The 18,390-nt window shown below is 68.0% G+C and carries 21 protein-coding genes; 14 read left to right on the plus strand and 7 right to left on the minus strand.

What is annotated here, in order from left to right; translation table 11 throughout:
- The first annotated feature begins 64 nt into the window (after positions 1 to 64).
- The 7 genes from QRX60_RS19005 (at position 65) to QRX60_RS19035 (ending at position 6,551) form a co-directional block, all read left to right on the plus strand.
- On the plus strand, positions 65 to 1,618 hold the full coding sequence (locus QRX60_RS19005) for an FtsK/SpoIIIE domain-containing protein (RefSeq protein ID WP_286002107.1): 1,554 nt from the start codon (positions 65 to 67) through the stop codon (positions 1,616 to 1,618).
- Positions 1,615 to 2,001, plus strand: coding sequence for a hypothetical protein (locus tag QRX60_RS19010; protein ID WP_286002108.1), 387 nt, complete (start codon positions 1,615 to 1,617; stop codon positions 1,999 to 2,001). Before QRX60_RS19005 ends, QRX60_RS19010 begins: the two co-directional genes overlap by 4 nt.
- The gene (locus QRX60_RS19015; protein WP_286002109.1) at positions 2,001 to 3,605 is read left to right on the plus strand and encodes a replication initiator; all 1,605 of its coding nucleotides are present in this window, start codon (positions 2,001 to 2,003) and stop codon (positions 3,603 to 3,605) included. Before QRX60_RS19010 ends, QRX60_RS19015 begins: the two co-directional genes overlap by 1 nt.
- Positions 3,606 to 3,618: 13 nt before the next feature.
- Positions 3,619 to 3,804 carry a helix-turn-helix domain-containing protein gene (locus tag QRX60_RS19020; protein ID WP_247018703.1) on the plus strand — a complete coding sequence of 62 codons (186 nt, stop codon included), beginning with the start codon at positions 3,619 to 3,621 and terminating at the stop codon, positions 3,802 to 3,804.
- Positions 3,805 to 3,829: 25 nt separating this feature from the next.
- Positions 3,830 to 5,065: a tyrosine-type recombinase/integrase gene (locus QRX60_RS19025; RefSeq protein WP_286002110.1), complete on the plus strand. Its 1,236-nt coding sequence runs from the start codon at positions 3,830 to 3,832 to the stop codon at positions 5,063 to 5,065.
- 254 nt (positions 5,066 to 5,319) lie between these two features.
- Positions 5,320 to 5,700 carry a hypothetical protein gene (locus QRX60_RS19030; protein WP_286002111.1) on the plus strand — a complete coding sequence of 127 codons (381 nt, stop codon included), beginning with the start codon at positions 5,320 to 5,322 and terminating at the stop codon, positions 5,698 to 5,700.
- Positions 5,694 to 6,551 carry a DUF2188 domain-containing protein gene (locus QRX60_RS19035; RefSeq protein ID WP_286002112.1) on the plus strand — a complete coding sequence of 286 codons (858 nt, stop codon included), beginning with the start codon at positions 5,694 to 5,696 and terminating at the stop codon, positions 6,549 to 6,551. Before QRX60_RS19030 ends, QRX60_RS19035 begins: the two co-directional genes overlap by 7 nt.
- A gap of 60 nt (positions 6,552 to 6,611) precedes the next feature.
- Here QRX60_RS19035 and trhA read toward each other — a convergent pair whose 3' ends face one another.
- Positions 6,612 to 7,253, minus strand: a complete 642-nt coding sequence (trhA, locus tag QRX60_RS19040) for a PAQR family membrane homeostasis protein TrhA (RefSeq protein WP_286003639.1) — start codon at positions 7,251 to 7,253, stop codon at positions 6,612 to 6,614.
- Between the two features lie 113 nt (positions 7,254 to 7,366).
- On the opposite strand from trhA, the gene QRX60_RS19045 reads away from it, so the two are divergent.
- Positions 7,367 to 8,143: an isoprenyl transferase gene (locus QRX60_RS19045; protein WP_286002113.1), complete on the plus strand. Its 777-nt coding sequence runs from the start codon at positions 7,367 to 7,369 to the stop codon at positions 8,141 to 8,143.
- A 50-nt stretch (positions 8,144 to 8,193) separates the two neighbouring features.
- On the opposite strand, the gene QRX60_RS19050 is transcribed toward QRX60_RS19045, so the two are convergent.
- Positions 8,194 to 8,442, minus strand: a complete 249-nt coding sequence (locus QRX60_RS19050) for a hypothetical protein (RefSeq protein ID WP_286002114.1) — start codon at positions 8,440 to 8,442, stop codon at positions 8,194 to 8,196.
- A gap of 713 nt (positions 8,443 to 9,155) precedes the next feature.
- Between QRX60_RS19050 and QRX60_RS19055 the strand changes: the two genes are divergently transcribed.
- Positions 9,156 to 10,448, plus strand: a complete 1,293-nt coding sequence (locus tag QRX60_RS19055) for a PhoH family protein (RefSeq protein ID WP_093948437.1) — start codon at positions 9,156 to 9,158, stop codon at positions 10,446 to 10,448.
- A 64-nt stretch (positions 10,449 to 10,512) separates the two neighbouring features.
- Here QRX60_RS19055 and guaB1 read toward each other — a convergent pair whose 3' ends face one another.
- Positions 10,513 to 11,952 carry a GMP reductase gene (gene guaB1, locus QRX60_RS19060; RefSeq protein WP_286002115.1) on the minus strand — a complete coding sequence of 480 codons (1,440 nt, stop codon included), beginning with the start codon at positions 11,950 to 11,952 and terminating at the stop codon, positions 10,513 to 10,515.
- Between the two features lie 55 nt (positions 11,953 to 12,007).
- Between guaB1 and QRX60_RS19065 the strand changes: the two genes are divergently transcribed.
- Positions 12,008 to 12,475: a DUF309 domain-containing protein gene (locus QRX60_RS19065; RefSeq protein WP_286002116.1), complete on the plus strand. Its 468-nt coding sequence runs from the start codon at positions 12,008 to 12,010 to the stop codon at positions 12,473 to 12,475.
- Positions 12,469 to 12,984, plus strand: coding sequence for a hypothetical protein (locus QRX60_RS19070; RefSeq protein ID WP_286002117.1), 516 nt, complete (start codon positions 12,469 to 12,471; stop codon positions 12,982 to 12,984). The genes QRX60_RS19065 and QRX60_RS19070 overlap by 7 nt, the downstream gene beginning before the upstream one ends.
- Here the strand turns inward: QRX60_RS19070 and QRX60_RS19075 are convergent.
- The gene (locus tag QRX60_RS19075; protein ID WP_286002118.1) at positions 12,981 to 13,604 is read right to left on the minus strand and encodes an MBL fold metallo-hydrolase; all 624 of its coding nucleotides are present in this window, start codon (positions 13,602 to 13,604) and stop codon (positions 12,981 to 12,983) included. The genes QRX60_RS19070 and QRX60_RS19075 overlap by 4 nt on opposite strands.
- Before the next feature lie 53 nt (positions 13,605 to 13,657).
- Positions 13,658 to 14,290: a Pr6Pr family membrane protein gene (locus QRX60_RS19080; RefSeq protein ID WP_286002119.1), complete on the minus strand. Its 633-nt coding sequence runs from the start codon at positions 14,288 to 14,290 to the stop codon at positions 13,658 to 13,660.
- A gap of 78 nt (positions 14,291 to 14,368) precedes the next feature.
- Between QRX60_RS19080 and QRX60_RS19085 the strand changes: the two genes are divergently transcribed.
- The 3 genes from QRX60_RS19085 (at position 14,369) to QRX60_RS19095 (ending at position 16,368) form a co-directional block, all read left to right on the plus strand.
- Positions 14,369 to 15,466, plus strand: a complete 1,098-nt coding sequence (locus QRX60_RS19085; RefSeq protein WP_286002120.1) for an NBR1-Ig-like domain-containing protein — start codon at positions 14,369 to 14,371, stop codon at positions 15,464 to 15,466.
- A 180-nt stretch (positions 15,467 to 15,646) separates the two neighbouring features.
- On the plus strand, positions 15,647 to 15,994 hold the full coding sequence (locus tag QRX60_RS19090; RefSeq protein ID WP_286002121.1) for a hypothetical protein: 348 nt from the start codon (positions 15,647 to 15,649) through the stop codon (positions 15,992 to 15,994).
- Complete coding sequence (locus tag QRX60_RS19095) at positions 15,994 to 16,368, plus strand: hypothetical protein (RefSeq protein WP_286002122.1); 375 nt, start codon at positions 15,994 to 15,996, stop codon at positions 16,366 to 16,368. Before QRX60_RS19090 ends, QRX60_RS19095 begins: the two co-directional genes overlap by 1 nt.
- Positions 16,369 to 16,410: 42 nt before the next feature.
- On the opposite strand, the gene QRX60_RS19100 is transcribed toward QRX60_RS19095, so the two are convergent.
- Together QRX60_RS19100 and QRX60_RS19105 are read right to left on the minus strand one after the other, a co-directional pair.
- A complete protein-coding gene (locus tag QRX60_RS19100) occupies positions 16,411 to 16,851 on the minus strand; it encodes a hypothetical protein (protein ID WP_286002123.1) in 441 nt (146 codons plus the stop codon).
- Between the two features lie 151 nt (positions 16,852 to 17,002).
- Positions 17,003 to 18,295: a S53 family peptidase gene (locus QRX60_RS19105; protein WP_286002124.1), complete on the minus strand. Its 1,293-nt coding sequence runs from the start codon at positions 18,293 to 18,295 to the stop codon at positions 17,003 to 17,005.
- Positions 18,296 to 18,390: the final 95 nt, after the last annotated feature.

Below are 18,390 nucleotides of genomic sequence, written 5' to 3' on the forward strand. Positions count from 1 at the left end.
CCAAGTGCGCTCCCTGCTTGGGAATGCTGCCGCTGGACCTCCGTGTAAAGCGGGGTGATCGGTGATGTCGGCAGGCTTCGCGGTAGTGGCCCTCGCTGGGCTGGGGCTCGGCGTGTGGGTGCTGCACAAGATCGGCCGCGCGCTGGCGTCCGTGGTCGAAGGTCTGGCTGCGGCGGCCGTGGTGTTCGTAGCCCTGTGGTGGCTGTGCAAGGCCGTGGTGTGGATGCTCGCGCAGGTCGTGACCCGGTGGCGGACGAGTCTCGTCGTGGTCGCGGTCTACGCCTGGTGCGAGCTGTTCGGCTGGCTCTCCCTCGCACTGACCCTGGGCGGTATCGCGGCGGTCCTTGCGACGTGGTGGGCGATCGACGCTATCTCGTTCGACCAGTGGTGCTGGCGGCTCCTGCGCTCGTGGTGGGCACGGTGGGCGGTCTACGGGCGGAAGCTGCCGGAGTGGCTGCACGCCTGCGGTCTCTCGGTGCGGGATGAGGCGCTGCCGGTCGTGGTGAACGTCAACCTCGTCGGCCGTCGACGCGCGCTGTCCCGCTCGACGTCGAACCGACCGAACGCGCGGCTGCCGAAGGTGCTCGGCGTCCGCTCCGGTGCCTCGTGGGATGAGGTGCGAGTGGAGCTGGTGGCCGGCCAGAAGCCGGAGGACTTCGACGACGCCGCCCGGGCGCTGGCCGTCGCCCGGAAGGTCGCTCGTTGTCAGGTCCGCGAACTGGATCCCAACGTCGTCTCGATCGACTTCCAGCGCCGTGACCTGCTCGCCGGAGGTGTGACCGGCCCCCAGGTCCCGGATAGCGTCGACTCGACCGGCGTGGACCTGCGCAACGTCTGGGCAGGTCGGACCGAGTACGGGCGTGACTGGCGCGTCCCGCTGCTCGGCTCCGGCGCACACTGCCTGACCGCCGGTGCCTCCGGGGCAGGCAAGAACAGCGTCATGTGGTGCCCGCTGGTCGCGGCGGCCTCAGCGATCCGGGCCGGGGTGGTGCGCATGTCCGGCATCGACCCCAAGGGCATGGAACTCGCGTACGGGCGCGGCATCTTCTCCCGCTACGCGGTGGGCGGCAAGGACGCGGTCGAGCTGCTTGACGGCCTGGTGGAGGAGATGGAATCGCGCAAGCGCGCGTTCGCCGGTCGGCTGCGGACTATTCCGGTGTCGACGGAGTATCCGTTGGAGCTGCTGGAGTTCGACGAGATCGGCGCGCTGACGAAGTACACCGATCGCAAGACCCGTGAGGCCATTGTGGAGCGTGTCGCGCTGCTGACGACGCAAGGCCGGGCGCTGGGGATCTCGGTCCGCGGTTACGTCCAAGAGCCGACCAAAGACACCGTCCCGGTCCGGGAGCTGTTCACCCGGCGGGTGTGTCTGCGCGTGACGTCCAAGACGCACGTCGGGATGGTGCTCGGTGACGGCGCGTATGAGCGCGGTGCCTGGGCAAACCGAATCGGCGACTCAGAAGCGGGCGTGGGCTACGTGTGGGGCGAAGGCATCCGCGAGCCGCTGCGCATCCGGGCCGGGTGGGTCTCCGACTCCACGGTCAAGGCGCTGGAGGCGTACGTGACCAATGATGGTGTCGCGGATCTGCGCCACGGCGGTGAGGGGGTGGCCGCGTGAACCGGCTGATGATCTTCCTTGACGCGATCCGTGACCACCTCGACTCGCACCAGCTGCCGCCGGCTGCCTCGGTCGACGTCAACGCCTGGTCCAGCCCGATCACGGTCCAACTGGACGTTGACGGCCTGACGGCGGTCGCTCGGGCGTTGCTGGTGTGGACGCAGACGCTCGAGGACGTTTCGGCGCGGCTGTGGCGGCTGGTCGACGGGCGGTGGGTGCATCTGTCGATCAGTGGCCGGACGCCGTGCGGCATCCCGGTCGTGGTGTTCGGGGTGGTGCGGTTCGAGCCGAGCACGTTCCCGGACCTCCCTGCCGGGGCAAAGCAGGACATGCCCGTCTATCTGCTGCGTGGCTGGTCGACGCCCGGGGAGGTGGCGGCCTGATGAGCGAGACACGCGCTGTACGGATGCGGGCCCCGCTGGCGGCTGATGTCATCCGGGCGACGGCGGAGAAGCACGGCGTCTGTGTCCGACCGTTCACGATGGAGGTCGGCGACACCGAGACCGGCGAACTCCGCTACGTCCCCGTGCCCTGCGGGTCCACTGTGGAGTCGGTGTGCTTGCCGTGTGCGCGGAAGGCGAAGGCGCTGCGGCAGGCCCAGTGCCGCGAGGGCTGGCACATGACGGAAGAACCCGTCCTCGCCGCCGAGCCGCCCTCGGAGGATCACAAGGAGCTGCTGACTTACCGGGCGGACCTGGTGGCGGCGTATCGGGAGGTGGTCGAGCACGACCAGGCCGAGGCGGAGGAGTTGCGGGAGGAGGTCGCCGGGGTCGATGCGGAACTTCGGCAACTCGGGATGCGCGGTCGGCTGCCCGCCCTCGACGTGCCGACAAAGCGGGCGGTGAAGCGGTCGACCAAGCGGCGGCAGGATGCTCCGAACCTGCCTCGGCAGAAGGTCGCGAAGACCACCGTGGGCCGGGAGTACGCGGGAAAGTTCCGCCCGTCCATGTTCGTGACCCTGACCTGCGACTCCTACGGCCCGGTCCGTGATGGCGCACCGATCGACCCGGCGCAGTACGACTACCGGCGGGCCGCTCGGGATGCGGTGCACTTCTCGGCGCTGGTGGACCGGTGGTGGCAGAACCTCCGCCGGGTCGTCGGCTGGGATGCCCAGTACTTCGCCACGGTCGAGCCGCAGAAGCGGACGGCTCCGCACCTGCACGCGGCGATCCGCGGTGCCATCCCGCACGACGTCATCCGTCAGGTCACCGAAGCGACCTATCACCAGGTCTGGTGGCCCAACCACGACCAGATCGTCTACACGGAGCGGCTGCCGGTCTGGGACGGCGACACCCGGGCATTCCTCGACCCGGACACCCGCGAACCGTTGACCAGCTGGGACGACGCCGTGGACCAGGTCGAGGACCCGGCGCACGTGGTGACCTTCGGGCAGCAGGTGCACTCGAAGGGCATCCTCGGCGGGACCGAAGAGGCCGGCCGCCACATCGGCTACCTCACGAAGTACCTGACCAAGTCCACCGGTGAAGTGGTCGAGGCGGACACCGCGCGGCTGCGGGATCACCACGACCGGCTGCACGCCGAACTGTCGGTCACGCCGTGCTCGCCGCGCTGCGCGGTCTGGCTGCTCTACGGCGTCCAGCCCAAGGGCGCGGGCAGCAAGACCACCCCCGGGCATTGCAAGGGACGCGCTCATCGGCGGACCACGCTCGGGCTGCCGGGGCGGCGGGTGCTGGTGTCGCGGAAGTGGTCCGGGAAGACGCTCGACGACCACAAGGCCGATCGCAAGGCGTTCGTTCAGCAGGCGTTGGCAGCGATCGGAATCGAGAAGCCACAACCGGACCCGGCCCGGCTGGTCTGGCGGAAGGTCGAACCGGGAGACCCACAGGTCCCGCCCCGGCCGCACCTGGTCATGCGGGCAATCGCGGAGCGGATCACGTGGAAAGCCGAGTACAACCGGGCGCTACTCGCCGCCGCCGGACCACCGGGGAGTGATCCAGAAACTTCGGCAACTCAGCTCGCAGCGTGACAAGGGGGAGCACATGAACAACGTCCACAGCATCGAACGCCTCTGGTCCGTCGAGGACGTATCCGACTACCTCGGCGTCCCGGTCAAGACCCTCTACCAGTGGAAATGGCGCGGTGAGGGGCCGCCGGTGAAGAAGATCGGCCGGCACCTGCGCTACAACCCGGCCGCCGTGCGGGCCTGGGCTACCGAAGCCGCATAACCAGTTTCGAGAAAGGAGAATCCACGTGGGACATATTCAGGACCGGTGGTACCGCCAGGCGCGGCACCCGGAAACCGGACGGCTGCTCTTCAACGACAAGGACAAGCCGGTTATGGAGAGGTCCGAGCTGTATGGCATCGGGCTGCGGTACAAGGTGCGGTATCTCGACCCGGACAACAACGAACGTTCGAAGTCGTTCGCGGACAAGCAGAAGAAGCGCGCCGAGAACTTCCTCATCGAGGTCGAGTCGGACAAGCGGGAGGGCAAGTACGTCGACCCGCAGTCCGGGCGAGTGCTCTTCTCCGTTGTCGCGGATCGGTGGGTCGCGGCGCAGACCTTCGACCACACGACGCGAGAGCGGGTGATCAGCCGTCTCGCCAACCACCTCAAGCCGTTCTTCAAGGCGAAGACCATCGGGGCGGTCAAGCCCAGTGACGTCCAAGCCTGGCTCCGCTGGCTCCAGGATCGCGGGGTGAGCACGCGCTCGCGGGTCCTGTACTTCACCCACCTCGTGTCCATCCTCAGCTTCGCGAAGGAGGACAAGCTCATCGTGAGCAACCCGGCTCAAGCGTCGAGCGTGACTCGGCCCCGGGCGGATCTACGGCAGGTGCAGCCCTGGCGTCCGGAGCGGGCGCAAGCCGTCTTGAAGGCGCTGCCCGTCCGGTTCAAGCCGGTCGTCCGGATTCCCGCCGGGATCGGGCTGCGGCAGGGTGAGGTGTTCGGGTTCTCCCTGGACGACGTCGACCGAGAGCGGAACGTCGCGCAGATCGAGCGGCAGGTCCGGATCGTCGACAACGTCCTGTGCTTCGCTCCGCCGAAGCGGGGCAAGACGCGAGAGGTGCCGATGGGTGGTGAGCTGCTGGCCGCTCTGGATGAGTACGCCGAGCAGTTCCCGGCGACCGAGATCACGCTCCCGTGGGTCCACCCCGAGGGCAAGCCGGTCACCGTGAAGCTGCTGATGGTCGACTACGACGGGCTGCCGTTCCGACGCGGTGGCTTTCGGTTGAGCGTTTGGCTACCCGCGCTCAAGAAGGCCGGCATCGAGAAGCCGACCCGGGCGGACGGGATGCACGCGCTCCGTCACCTCTACGCCTCGGTCCTGCTCGACGCGGGCGAGTCCATTAAGGCGCTGTCCAGCTACCTCGGCCACTCGGACCCGGGCTTCACGCTGCGCGTCTACACGCACCTGCTCCCGACCAGCCACGAGCGGACACGAAAGGCCGTAGATTGCTTGCTTAGTCACATCGGGCAAACTTGTTGATATGCTGGGTAGCCATATCGCCTAACGGATAGCGTGGCAACGTGTCGTCTGCTGCTCATAGCACCTGGGTCGCGCAGCGTAGAGCGCGTATCGCGGAGCTGGTTGGTGCCCATCAGGCAGTAGGTGGGAGTCGGCCAGGGCGACGATGGAAGACGACGCAAATAAATTGGTCTATAGTTCTACGTCTAGCTGGTGAGTTCCAAGCGTACTGTAGGGATCTTCATGATCAATCCGTCGACCATTTTGTCTCTGTTGTGGCCGCCGGTAACGTTCCGCTGGAATCAGTTCTCCGCGTTCAGTTGACCGCCAATCGGTACCTTGATAAGGGAAATGCAACCTCCGGTAATCTAGGGTCGGATTTCTTGAAAATCGGCCTCCAGCTATGGCCGGCTATTTATATGGGATTTCCCCAGGCGCGCGGCTGGAACAGGGAGCTTGACCAGATTGTTCACGTTAGAAACGCAATTGCGCACGTCGACGAGGTCAAACTTGCGGCGCTTAGGGCTGATGGATATTCCATCAATCTTACCCAGTTGAAGAAGTCAGTGAAGACGATAGAAGCCCTCGTGGCCGCTATGGACGATGTTGTTGCAGACTACCTGAATCAGCTCTTGGGAGGAGGTCGACCATGGTGAAAAGAGAGGATTCTGACGGCTCTCAGTTGAGCCCCGAGATTGGCGACAGGGTCGTCGTCCCCTGGGGGCTGGACGAAATCGAGGGCGTTGTTGTCAACAAGTACGGGTCCTCGCTTAGTGAGCGAGTGGTTGTCAGTATTGCCCTGTCGGAAGTAAATGAGACCGAAGAAATCGCTTTTCCGGTCGACTCTGTTCGCTTAATCTCGACCGAGAATGTCCGATCTGCTGGGAGTTGGCGCAGTCAGGCTTCGTATCTGCGAAACTTTGCGGACGCATTCCGTCGCGCGATTCCTAATGCAGAGGTTGAACTCGAGCCGCTAAGTTCGAGTGGTAAGCGTGCCGACATGATTGCCACTCTAAAGGGAGGGCAACGACTGTTGATCGAGACTAAAACCGGTAGGTCGGGCCGGTCGGTTGACGTGAGGTTGGCTATAGCGCAGCTAACCGCTTATCTTCAACTTGAATCCGACCGCAGTTATGGCCTTGTTGTCACGTCTTTTGAGTTGCCAGATGCGATAATTCGTAAATATTCGTCACTGGCTGCATCTAGGAATATTTGGGTGACGTTCTGGCGTGGTCGAGAGGATGACTTGCGTTTGAAGAGTCTTCTGGGCGAGATAGTTAAGAGTCACAACTTGGCGAACTTGAGTGCAAGAGACCGTGCGGTGGTGCCAAATGCATCTGGCGGCTGGGACGTGGTCGCTCCCGCGCGTAACACCGTCAGCTATCACTCGACGACTCAGCGTGATGCGGTGGAGAAGGCTCGTGAGTTGGCTTTGCAGTCCGGCGGAGAAGTCATCATTCAGGAGCGCAGCGGAGCCGTGCGACGTAGGTCGCAACGCAGAGACTGAAGGAGTTAGCCTGACGGCCTGGCGGCGGCCTGAGGAAGATCCACAAGGGTAAAACCGCAGCTAGGCGTACATGGCCAGCCAGATCGCGATGTAGTGCGAGACCGCCGCAAGCACGGTGCAAGCGTGGAAGTACTCGTGGTACCCGAAGGTCTCCGGCCAGTGATTGGGCCACTTGACGGCGTAGAACACCGCCCCGAGCGTGTAGAACACCCCGCCCACGCACAGCAGCACCAGAGCCGCCACGCCGGCGTGCGTCAGGAGCTCGGGGAACACGAACACCGCGACCCAGCCGAGTGCGATGTAGATCGGCACCCCGAGCCACCGCGGCGCGTTCGGCCACAGCATCTTCAACGCCACGCCGAGAACGGCGCCGCCCCAGACGATGGACAGGATCACGTACCCCGTCGGCTTGGACATCGCCAGCAGGGTGAACGGGGTGTACGTGCCCGCGATGAACAGGAAGATCATCGAGTGGTCGGCGCGCTTCATCCACTTGTACGCGCGCGGGCTCCACAGGCGGCGGTGGTACAGCGCGCTCACGCCGAACAACCCGAGGATCGTCAGGCCGTACACCGACGTCGCCAGTGCCGCGATCGGGGACACTGTGGACGCGGCCAGGCTGATCAGCACCGCCGCTGCCGCGAGGGCGCCGAAGAACGTCCAGAAGTGGATGTGGCCCCGCAGCCGTGGGCGGAGATCCACTACGGGCTCGGGTGGTTCCGTCGTCAGGCTCACCCTTCCAGGTTACGGGACCGTAAGTTGCCGGGCAGCGGTCAAGTCACGCGCCTCACACCGGGTGCGTACTCTTCCTGGACGTGAGTGTTCGCTCGTTCTTGTCCGACGTCGTGTACAGCGCCTACGGCCGGCGCCTCATCCAGCAGGCCGCCGGGCGGCATCCCCGGCACATCGCCATCATGCTCGACGGCAACCGCCGCTGGGCTCGTGAAGCGGGCTTCTCGGACGTTTCGGACGGCCACCGCGCCGGGGCGAAGAAGATCGCGGACTTCCTGAGCTGGTGCCAGGAGGCCGACGTCGAGGTCGTCACCATGTGGCTGCTCTCGACCGACAACCTCAACCGCGACCCGGACGAGCTGACGCCGCTGCTGAAGATCATCACCGGCGTCACCGACGAGCTCGCCGCGCCCGGCAAGACCTGGCAGCTGCGGATCGTCGGCGCGCTCGACCTACTACCCACCGAAGTCGCGAAGCGACTCAGTGAAGCCGCCGCGCGCACCGAAGGGCGAACCGGGATGGAGGTCAACGTCGCGGTCGGTTACGGCGGGCGCCAGGAAATCGCGGACGCCGTGCGCAAGCTGCTGCTCCAGCACGCCGACGAGGGCACGACCATTCACGAGCTCGCGAAGATCCTCGACGTCGACCACATCTCCGAGCACCTCTACACATCGGGGCAGCCGGATCCGGACCTCATCATCCGCACCTCCGGCGAACAACGGCTTTCCGGATTCCTGCTCTGGCAGTCCGCGCATTCGGAATTCTGGTTCACCGAAGCGTATTGGCCCGCATTCCGCCGGGTCGACTTCCTGCGCGCCATGCGCGACTACGCCTGGCGCCACCGCCGGTTCGGTTCCTGACAACGCGAAAGGCCCCGGAGCGAGCTCCGGGGCCTTTCGCGTGGCCTGACTCAGTGGTGGTGGTGCTCCAGCGAGTGCAGGATCAGCGCCGGAGTGGTGGCGATGCCCGCGTAGGCACCGGCGACCAGGGAGGCCGCACCGTAGCCCAGGGCGCCGCCGCCCTCGATGAACGTGGCGTAGGCGTCGCCGAACGTCGGGTCCGGGGTGCCCGTCGTGTCGCCCGTCGCGGCGAACGCGGTGCTGCCGATCATCATGAGACCCGCAGCGGTGGCGGCGACGAAACCAGCCTTCTTCAGCACTTCGCACACTCCTAGGTAGAACTGTTGGGATCCGGGGCACCGGGGGTCCGGTGGTGTGTCCCGCAGTGAGAAAATTACCCGTCTATCAGGCATCCCGTACGGCTTGTACGCCCATTGTGTGAGCCTGATGCAGGCGCTTTCACTCGTACCGGTTCCGCAAAATGCGCGGCGCAATCCGCCGTGGTAGAAGCTGTTCAATCGATCTTGTGAATACAACGGGTCAGTAATTCCATCAAGATCATTCCGACGAGTGTGCATCGATCGGGAGGTCGATAACGCAGAGTGATCGTCACGGGACGTCGATGTCGGACGACCGACAGTGAGGTGACGATCTGGCGAATCACCGTGTTGGCTCCCTGCGCGATCCGGCATTCGTAGGTACCTTCCGAGGTGAGGGCACGCGATCAGTGCGGGCCCTCGCGGGAGGCCCTGGTCGTGACGGTGATCGAGGGGGCGGCTCAGCCGCCCACGAGACGCACGAGGGGGCCGGCACCCGGCCCTCGTGGCCGCGCCACCTGACCCACCGGTCAGAGGGAGTGGTCCAGCCAGGGAGGTGCCCGGCCCAGCGAGTGCGGGCGTGAGGTGCACACGCCCTCGAGGGAGATGCCGTCGTGACTGCGCAGCGTTTGCCCCGTAAGGCCTCTGGCCGTTCTTCGACCGGTGCCGTTCCTGGCCCGGAGAAAGCCTCGACCTCGCCCGAATCCCAGCAGCACATGTACGTGCTCGACACGTCGGTCCTCCTTTCGGACCCGTGGGCGGTGACCCGCTTCGCCGAGCATGCAGTCGTGCTTCCGCTGGTCGTCATCAGTGAACTGGAGGCGAAGCGCCACCACCCGGAGCTCGGCTGGTTCGCCCGGGAATCCCTGCGCATGCTCGACGACCTGCGCCGGCAGTACGGCAGGCTCGACGCGCCGCTCCCCATCGGGGACCACGGCGGCACGCTGCAGGTGGAGCTGAACCACTCGGACCCGTCGGTGCTCCCGTCGGGGTTCCGCACCGACTCCAACGACCACCGCATCCTCGCCTGCGCGCTCAACCTGGCGGCGGAGAACGCGGCGGTCACGCTGGTGACGAAGGACATCCCGCTGCGGGTCAAGGCCGGGGCCGTCGGTCTCGAGGCGGACGAGTACCGCGCGCAGGAAGTGACGCCGTCCGGCTGGACGGGCATGGCGGACGTCGACGTCGAGCAGGACGTGCTCGACACGCTGTTCGGCGGCAGCACCGTCGATCCGGTCGAATACGGCATGGATGAGCTCGCCGAGCTGCCCTGCCACACCGGCCTGCGGCTGCTCGCGGGCACCTCCAGCGCGCTGGGGCGGATCACGGCGGACAAGCGCATCCGGCTGGTGCGCGGCGACCGCGAGGCGTTCGGCCTGCACGGCCGCAGCGCCGAGCAGCGCGTCGCGCTCGACCTGCTGCTCGACTCCGACGTCGGCATCGTTTCGCTGGGTGGCCGTGCCGGCACCGGCAAGTCGGCGCTCGCGCTGTGCGCCGGCCTGGAAGCCGTGATGGAACGCCGTCAGCACCGCAAGGTCGTGGTGTTCCGGCCGGTCTACGCGGTCGGCGGCCAGGACCTCGGGTACCTGCCCGGGTCCGAGAGCGAGAAGATGCAGCCGTGGGCGCAGGCGGTGTTCGACACCCTCGGCGCGCTGGTCAGCCAGGACGTCCTCGACGAGGTCTTCGATCGCGGCATGCTCGAGGTGCTCCCGCTGACGCACATCCGCGGCCGGTCGCTGCACGACACGTTCGTCATCGTCGACGAGGCGCAGTCACTGGAACGGAACGTCCTGCTCACGGTGCTTTCGCGGCTCGGCACGGCGTCCCGGGTGGTGCTCACGCACGACGTCGCCCAGCGCGACAACCTGCGCGTCGGCCGGCACGACGGCGTCTCGGCGGTGATCGAGAAGCTGAAGGGTCACCCGCTGTTCGCGCACGTCACGCTGACGCGCTCGGAGCGTTCGCCGATCGCCGCCCTGGTCACCGAAATGCTGGAGGACCACGGCTGAGCTCGAAGGTCCGTGAATGTCGCATTGAGGGACTTGAAGTCCCTCAATGCGACATTCACGGCTTTCACCAGCCCGAGGGGAGGGGGCGGCCTTCGGCGAAGCCCGCCGCCGACTGGACGCCCAGCAACGCGCGCTCGTGGAACTCTTCGAGGGTGCGAGCGCCGGCGTACGTGCACGACGACCGGACGCCGGAGCCGATCGAGTCCAGCAGGTCCTCGACGCCCGGCCGGGCCGGGTCGAGGGACATCCGCGACGACGAGATGCCTTCCTCGAACAGCGCCTTGCGCGAGCGGTCGAAGACGTTGTCCGTGCGCGTCCGCGCGCCCACCGCGCGCTTCGACGCCATGCCGAACGACTCCTTGTAAGGACGGCCCTGTTCGTCGAACCGCAGGTCACCGGGGGATTCGTAGGTGCCGGCGAACCACGAGCCGACCATCGCCGCGGACGCGCCCGCGGCCAGCGCCAGCGCGACGTCGCGCGGGTGGCGGACACCGCCGTCGGCCCACACGTGCTTGCCCAGCTCACGCGCCGCGGCCGCGCAGTCGGCGACCGCGGAGAACTGCGGGCGGCCGACGCCGGTCATCATCCGCGTGGTGCACATCGCGCCCGGCCCGACGCCGACCTTGACGACGTCGGCGCCGGCCTGGATCAGGTCGCGGGTGCCCTCGGCGGTGACCACGTTCCCGGCGACCACCGGGACCTGCGGCGACACCGACCGGACGGCCTTCAGCGCGGCGATCATCTTCTCCTGGTGACCGTGCGCGGTGTCGACGACCAGCACGTCGACGCCCGAGCCGAGCACGGCTTCGGCCTTCGCCGCGACGTCGCCGTTGACGCCGACCGCGGCGGCGACGCGCAGCTTGCCGTCGCCGTCGACCGCCGGGGTGTAGATGTCGGCGCGCAGGGCCCCGACGGCGGTCAGCACGCCCGCGAGGCGACCGTCGGCGTCCAGGCCGAGCGCGAGGGTCGCGCCGTGGCTGTGGAGCCGCTCGAAGACCTCTCGCGGCGGCGTGGTCAGCGGGACCGCGACGGGCGGGGGCTGCGCGACGTCGGCCAGACGCGCGAAGCGGTCGACGCCCGCGCAGGCCGCTTCGTCGACGATGCCGACCGGGCGGCCTTCGCCGTCCACGACCACGACCGCTCCGTGTGCCCGTTTGTGGACGAGGTTGAGGGCGTCGGCCACGGCGTCGCCGCCGGTCAGCACCAGCGGCGTGTCCCACACGGTGTGGCGGCTCTTGACCCAGCCGACGATCTCGGCGACGGCGTGACTGTCCACGTCTTGAGGGAGCACCACCAGCCCCCCGCGGCGGGCGACGGTCTCGGCCATCCGGCGGCCGGCGACCGCGGTCATGTTCGCGACGACGATCGGGATGGTCGCGCCGGTGCCGTCCGCGGTGGAGAGGTCGACGTCGAAGCGGGACTCCACGTCCGAACGGTTCGGCAGCAGGAACACGTCGTCGTAGGTCAGGTCGTGAGCGGGCCGGTGGCCGTCGAGGAAACGCACGAGTCCCCAGGCTACGTGGCCGGGTCGCGGACCGCGAACGTGGGAGGATCGGGGCATGAGCCGCCGCGACCGCGACACCGAGGGCCGGGCACGCAACGCACGACCGCGCGACGGCCTCGGCCGGCCGCTGCCCTACGGCGCCGACGGCGTCGAGCGCCAGCCGGAAGGCATCGCGAGGACACCGGCGCAAACGCTTGCGGAGGCCCAGCAGCTCCTCGACGACGGCAAGCCGTTCCACGCGCACGAGGTCTTCGAGGACGCGTGGAAGACGACCGACGGGCCCGATCGGGAGTTGTGGCGCGGCCTCGCGCAGCTCGCGGTCGGGTTGACGCACGCGGCGCGCGGCAACGCGGTGGGCGCGGCGTCGCTGCTCGAGCGAGGGGCGGCGAACATCGAGCCGTTCCGGAGCGAGCCGCCGCACGGCGTCGACGTCGCGGGGTTGCAGGAGTGGGCGCGAAGTCTGGCTGACGAGGCGAAGCGGAGTGTGCGGGTGGTGCCGGAACCGCCCAGGCTGACGTGCTGACGGCGGTCGGTGCCGCGGTCATCGCGGCCGTCGCGTCGCTGGTCGGTGTGACGCTCGGCGCGCTGCTCGAGCCCTGGAAGCTCAACGCTGCCCGGCGTGCGAAGCTGCGGCAGGACCGGGCCGACCGGTGCGCGGGGTTCATCGAGGCGGCCGTCCGCGCGCGGCAGCACAACATCGACTTGAACGTCATCCACCGCCGGCGCGAGATCGGTGAACTCCCCGAGGAAGACGACGAGCGCACCGCCGGCTACGAGGATTCCTACTACGTCGCCCGCGCGCAGATGCGGTCCTTCTTCGGGCTGCTCGTGATGAGCGGCCCCGACGAGCTGGTCGAACAGGCCCGCGTGGTCCGCCAACGGGACTTCGAGCTGCACGTCGTCCGGCTCGAGGTCGACGATGGCGGCGGGTTCGACCGGATGAACCTGCCGCCCGTGGTGCGAAAAGCCGCCGGAGCGGTGGACCGGGCGATCGAGGAGTTCGCCCTCGTCGCCCGGAAGCACACCGCTTAAGCTTCGTCCCAGCCGCTCGAAGCCGTCTTCTCCGCGCCGAGCGTCGTGCCCTCGCCGTGGCCCGTGTGCACCTTCGTCGCCTCCGGGAGGGTGAACAGCTTCTCGCGGATGGACTTCACGATCGTCGGGTAGTCCGAATAGGACCGTCCGGTCGCGCCGGGGCCGCCGTGGAACAGCGTGTCGCCGGTGAACAGGACGCCCAGCTCTTCGGCGTAGAGGCACACCGCGCCCGGCGCGTGCCCCGGCGTGTGGATGACCTTCAGCGTCGTGCCCGCGATCGTGATCGCCTGGCCGTCCGCCAGCTCGCCGTCCGGCGCGCGGCCGGGGTGGGTCTGGTCCCAGAGCACGCGGTCGTCCGGGTGCAGCAGGATCGGCGCGCCGGTGGCCTCGGCCAGCTCCGGGGCCGCGTTGACGTGGTCGTTGTGCGCGTGGGTGCAGACGATCGCCGCCAGCTTCCGCTCGCCGACGACGTTCTCGATCGCCTTCGCGTCGTGGGCCGCGTCGATCACGATCACTTCCGCGTCGTCGCCCACGATCCACACGTTGTTGTCGACGTCCCAGCTGCCCCCGTCGAGCTGGAAGGTGCCGGACGTCACCAGGTTCTGCACGATCGCCGTCATGGGCCCGACCCTAACGCGGTCGTGGCCCGTCTCGTGTTCGCGGGGCGAAGCCGCTACGACGCTGTCTCCGGGATTGTCGACGATTTCTTCGACAGTCGGCGATCCAGGATGAGCGCGCCGATCGCGAGCACGGTGAAGAACAGGCCGATGACGACGCAGTTGATCGTCACGCGGCCGTAGCCGAGTGCGGCGGCGTCGACGAACGGGTAGGGGTAGAAGCCGGTGACCGCGCCGCGCGGCAGCGTGAAGGCGAGCCAAGCCAGGGGGTAGAGCAGCGACCAGCAGACCGTGCGCCAGGTCAGGACGCCGCGCGGGCCGGCGACGAGCCAGCCGAGCACGAAGAGGATCGGCGTGACCTTGTGCAGCATGGTGTCCGAGAACAGCGAAAGCCCGTGCAGCTCGTACAGGCCGGCGAGGGCGACCTGGTAGACGATGCCCGTCACGATGATGCCGACCAGCGCGTCGAGCCAGAGCACGGCGAAGAGCTGCCTGCGGGTGACGCCCAGGGCGACGAGCGCCGAGGTGGCGGTGACCAGCAGGTTCGAGTCGATGGTGAAGAAGCAGAGCAGGTTCGCGACCCGGCCGCCGGGGTCGTTCGCGGTGGCGATCACCTGGGTGACGAGGCCGGTCAGCGCGACCACGGCGGTGACCGCGAACCAGGCGCGGGTGAGCTTTTCGCTGCGCATCCCCGGAGGATAGTTCCACTGTGGACCACTCGATCGAGTCGAGCCGGTCACCCGGTGCGCGTCCTATTCTCGGCGGAGATGGACGTCGAACGCACGCCGGGGCGGCGCGGGCGGATCGCGCTCGGCCCCGCGGAGGACACCGGACCGGTCGCCGGGTTCGCGCGCCGGTTGTGGGAGCTGAAGCGCGCGGCGGGCGACCCGTCGTACGACCGGATGCGCGACGAGTTCGGCGCGCTGGCGTCGAAGTCGGCGCTGTCGGCGGCGGCCCGGGGGCGCCACCTGCCGAGCTGGGAGACGACGTGGGAGTTCGTGCGGGTACTGGCGGTCGGGGTGCTGGGCCAGGACGAGACCTCGGCGCGGCTGGAGTGGCGGGGACATTGGGAGAAGGCCCGCGAGCCGGAGCCCGAGGTGCAGGAGGCCGGGCGGCGGCGCTGGGGGCCGCCGCTTCTGCGGGGACCTGGCGCGGAGAAGGCTGAACGGCGCCGGAGGACGGTCGGGTCTGAGCCTGGGCCGGAGGAGACTGGGCGTCGCCGGCCAGCGCCCGCGCCTGGGAGTCAGGAAACCGAGCGGCGCCGGCGAGCGCCGGAGCCGGGGCCTGGGGCGGAGGGGGCCGCGGGCCGCCGGCGGTCGGTCGGGCCGGATTCGTCCCCGCGCCGCTGGGTGCTCGCGCGCGGATCCTCCCGCTCCCACGAGGGCGGACTCCCGTCCCCGCGGCGCAGGTGGGCGGCCTACGGGCTCGCCGCGGCTGTCGCCGTAGTGCTCGTCGTCGCGGTTGCCCTGCTCTTCGGTGGCGCTTTCTCGGCCGAGCCCGGCGCGACCAGCCCCGGTGACGTGTCCGAGTTCGTCGCCGACGTGACCGTGCCCGACGGCACCTCCGTTCCCGCCGGGAGCCGGTTCGTCAAGACGTGGGAGCTCCGGAACGCCGGATCGGTCGGATGGATCGGGCGGTACCTCGTCCGCTCGGGCTCGTTCGGCAGCCCGGACCAGTGCCGCACGCCCGACCGCGTGCCGGTGCCCTACACCGCGCCCGGCGAGCACGTGCGGATCTCCGTCGACGTGCAGGCGCCGCCGTCGGCCGGGCACTGCCAGGTCTACTGGAAGATGGCCGACTCCGAGGGGCACCTGCTGCTCCCCGATGCCCGCGCGGTCTTCTTCTCCGTCCGGATCACCCCCTGAATTTGGCTTTCGCGACCCCCTGGCCATTGCGCTGACCTGCGAAGACGATCTTCGTTTGGCTTTCGCTCCGCGGTAGCCGCCGAATGCCTTCCCGAAGACCGCCGACGGTCCCTAACGTCGTCGGTGTCCGGATCTCCTGGGCGAATCCATTTCATCTTTTCTTGCAGGGGAAGGAAATCCATGCGTCCGTATCTGAGGGTCGCGGCCGTCACGGGAGCCGCGCTCGTCGCGGGCCTGCTGCCGGCCGGCGCGGCGTCGGCCTCGACTTCGGCGGCGGGGGTCGTCGCGAGTGATCCGATCATCACGTGCGAGTCCGGGTACCACGGCTGGATGCGCCGGGCCGGCAAGGACGCCATCTGCCTGTGGCCGGGCGAGCGCACCTGGGACATCCGCGTCTTCGAGTGCGCGGGCGACCTGACGCTCTACTTCAAGAACGGCAAGCACGCCTACTGCGGCGGCTCGATGAAGTTCGGCATCGACATCGCCGAGACGTCCACTGTGGTCAAGACGAAGGTGGGGAACCGCTGATGCGCAAGCTGATCGCCCTCGTTCCGGTGGCACTGGCCGCGACACTGCTGACGGCGCCGTCCGCGGCCGCCGCGACGAAGGTCTGCGCCGGCGGCCCGCTGATGGGCGGGGCGACGAAGGTCGTCGAGGTGAGCGCCGGGCAGAAGATCGACATCACCGTGCACAACCACGACTACCGCGGGATGCTCGTCCAGATCATCGAAGACGTTTTCGACAAGGGCCTGTGGAGCGGCGCCATCGCGCCGGGCAAGGAGCACACCGTGTCGCACGGCGTGCTCGGCGACCCGCCCGTCTACCACAAGATCCGGTTCGAGGTGACGTCCAACCTGTCCAACAACTACACGTACGCGATCAAGTCCGACCGCTGTTATTGATGCCGGACGCGCCCCGGTGTGGTGCACCGGGGCGCTCGGTCGTCAGGCCGTGGTGAGAGCGTCCCGGAGGGTGGTGAACGCTTCGTACTCGGCCTTCTGCTCGACCGGCAGCTGGTAACCGGCGGCGAGGAGCTTCGGCACGGAGGGGAGGATGCTGAGCTTGAAGCTCTGCCCGTCCGTCGTCTTGATCACGAACCGGCCTTGCAGATCACGCTTCTTGACCGACGCCCGGTTCGCGTCCGTGATCGTCAGCGGGGTGCCCGCCGTGATCGTGCCGCTCTTTTCCTCGAGCGGCACGATCACGAGGTCGGTCTGCCCCGGCCGGAAACCCACCGCGAAATTGCTGACGGTGGTGGTGCGGAAAACGATGAAGTTCTGTTGCTTGATTTCCGCGGCGTACACCTTGGTGTAACTCGTCCCGTCGGCGACGGCCGCGTCGAAAGCGCCGTGGATGGCCGCTTTCAGTTCTTCCTTGCTTGCCACTTGTACTCCTCCATGACCGCTCGGGGAGTGAGCGGGTTCCGAGGAGCAGCATCGTACTGACGGGCGCTTCGCGTTCTGTGGGGAAAATTCCTGACACCGGCGCTCGGTTTCCGCGTCGAAAAAACCGAATGCCGACCATTCCGGTTAATGGTCAGCGCAGCGCTTTCACCAGTGCGGGGACGAAGACCGACGCGTCGACGGTGCCCCAGCCGCTGGCGATGTCGAAGCCCTTCGCCGCGGTGAAGCCGACGACGCCGTCCTGGCTGTTGTCGCCTTCGGTCACGTCGACGATGCCCGCCTTCGTGCCGGCCGGGCCGAGCTTCGTGTACAGCGCCGGGTTGATCTGGCCGAGCTTGCCGTGCTTGGCCTGCACCGCGAGCGCGAGCACGCCGGCGAACAGCGGCGCGGACTGCGACGTGCCGTACACGCCTTCCATGCTGATGTCCGGGAACGAGCGCATCTTGCTGCCGGTGATCTTCTTGACGCCGTCCTGCCAGTTCGGCCTCGCGTACGCCTTCGACAGCCCGGCGCCCTCGGAGAAGCCGTTGTCGGCGACGTTCACGACGTCGTCCGCCTTGGTGCGGTTGCCGTTCGCGTCGAGGTGCAGCTGGGTGCCGCCGAGCGTCGTGACGCGCGGGTCGGACGCCGGCCAGCTCGCGACGCGGTACGGGTAGTTGCCCGGGCCGTACAGGTAACCGCCGGTCGGGCCGTCGTCGCCGGAGGAGGCGACCATCGTGATCCCGGCCTTGCTCGCGCGGTCGAGCGCCGGGTCGAGCGTCTTGATCGAGTCGAACGACGGGAAGTTCTCCTCCGTCGTGCCGAAGCTCATCGAGATGACGTCGACCAGCTTGTGCTCGGTCATGTAGTCGACCGCGTGCATCATCTCGGGCAGGCCGGTGAAGCCCTGCGTCTCCGCGACCGGCGTCGCCGCGACGATGATCTTCGCGTTCGGTGCCATGGCGTGCATCATCGTGACGTCGAGGTCGGTCTCACCGCCCCAGCCCTGGCAGGTGGCGGTGTCGACGCCGGGGTCGGTGCACGCGGGCACCGGGCCGGACGGCTGGATGACCTCGACGTTCGCCGGCGGCAGGCCGTGGTTCTTCGAGTAGGTGTCGAGCACCTGCTTGACCTTGTCGTCGCCGAAGGACACCAGCGTCGCGACAGTGCTGCCCGCACCGGTGATGCCGGCGTTCCACAGCTTCGTCGCGTTGTACGCGGTGCTTTCCTTCGGCAGCGACGCCATCGCCGCTTCCAGCTTGGCGACGCGCTTCTGCACGGTGTCGGCGCCGACGAACGACTGCGCGGCCGCCGAGAAGTGGTGCTTCGACGGCTGGTGCCCGGCGTTCGGCGTGCTCGGCACGGGCGAGGCGCCGGCGGGCGCCGCGAACGCGGTCACGAGCAGGGTGGTGCTCGCGAGCAAGCCGGACACAGCGCGCAATCTCATGCTTTCTCCCTGGCTGAAGGAAACTCCGTCAGCCACTCTGCTCACGACGGGGAGAAGGCAACATCGACTTTCGTCTTTCCTTTTAGGAGGAAAGC

Origin of the sequence: Amycolatopsis mongoliensis (assembly GCF_030285665.1) — a bacterium.
In the GTDB taxonomy this organism is placed as follows: domain Bacteria; phylum Actinomycetota; class Actinomycetes; order Mycobacteriales; family Pseudonocardiaceae; genus Amycolatopsis; species Amycolatopsis mongoliensis.

Coding starts and splice junctions, on each gene's coding strand:
- QRX60_RS19090 (WP_286002121.1), top strand. CDS start 15,647: ATGCGTCCGTATCTGAGGGTCGCGGCCGTCACGGGAGCCGCGCTCGTC.
- QRX60_RS19105 (WP_286002124.1), bottom strand. CDS start 18,295: ATGAGATTGCGCGCTGTGTCCGGCTTGCTCGCGAGCACCACCCTGCTC.
- QRX60_RS19065 (WP_286002116.1), top strand. CDS start 12,008: ATGAGCCGCCGCGACCGCGACACCGAGGGCCGGGCACGCAACGCACGA.
- QRX60_RS19080 (WP_286002119.1), bottom strand. CDS start 14,290: ATGCGCAGCGAAAAGCTCACCCGCGCCTGGTTCGCGGTCACCGCCGTG.
- QRX60_RS19055 (WP_093948437.1), top strand. CDS start 9,156: ATGTACGTGCTCGACACGTCGGTCCTCCTTTCGGACCCGTGGGCGGTG.
- QRX60_RS19015 (WP_286002109.1), top strand. CDS start 2,001: ATGAGCGAGACACGCGCTGTACGGATGCGGGCCCCGCTGGCGGCTGAT.
- QRX60_RS19075 (WP_286002118.1), bottom strand. CDS start 13,604: ATGACGGCGATCGTGCAGAACCTGGTGACGTCCGGCACCTTCCAGCTC.
- QRX60_RS19035 (WP_286002112.1), top strand. CDS start 5,694: ATGGTGAAAAGAGAGGATTCTGACGGCTCTCAGTTGAGCCCCGAGATT.
- QRX60_RS19085 (WP_286002120.1), top strand. CDS start 14,369: ATGGACGTCGAACGCACGCCGGGGCGGCGCGGGCGGATCGCGCTCGGC.
- QRX60_RS19095 (WP_286002122.1), top strand. CDS start 15,994: ATGCGCAAGCTGATCGCCCTCGTTCCGGTGGCACTGGCCGCGACACTG.
- QRX60_RS19005 (WP_286002107.1), top strand. CDS start 65: ATGTCGGCAGGCTTCGCGGTAGTGGCCCTCGCTGGGCTGGGGCTCGGC.
- QRX60_RS19020 (WP_247018703.1), top strand. CDS start 3,619: ATGAACAACGTCCACAGCATCGAACGCCTCTGGTCCGTCGAGGACGTA.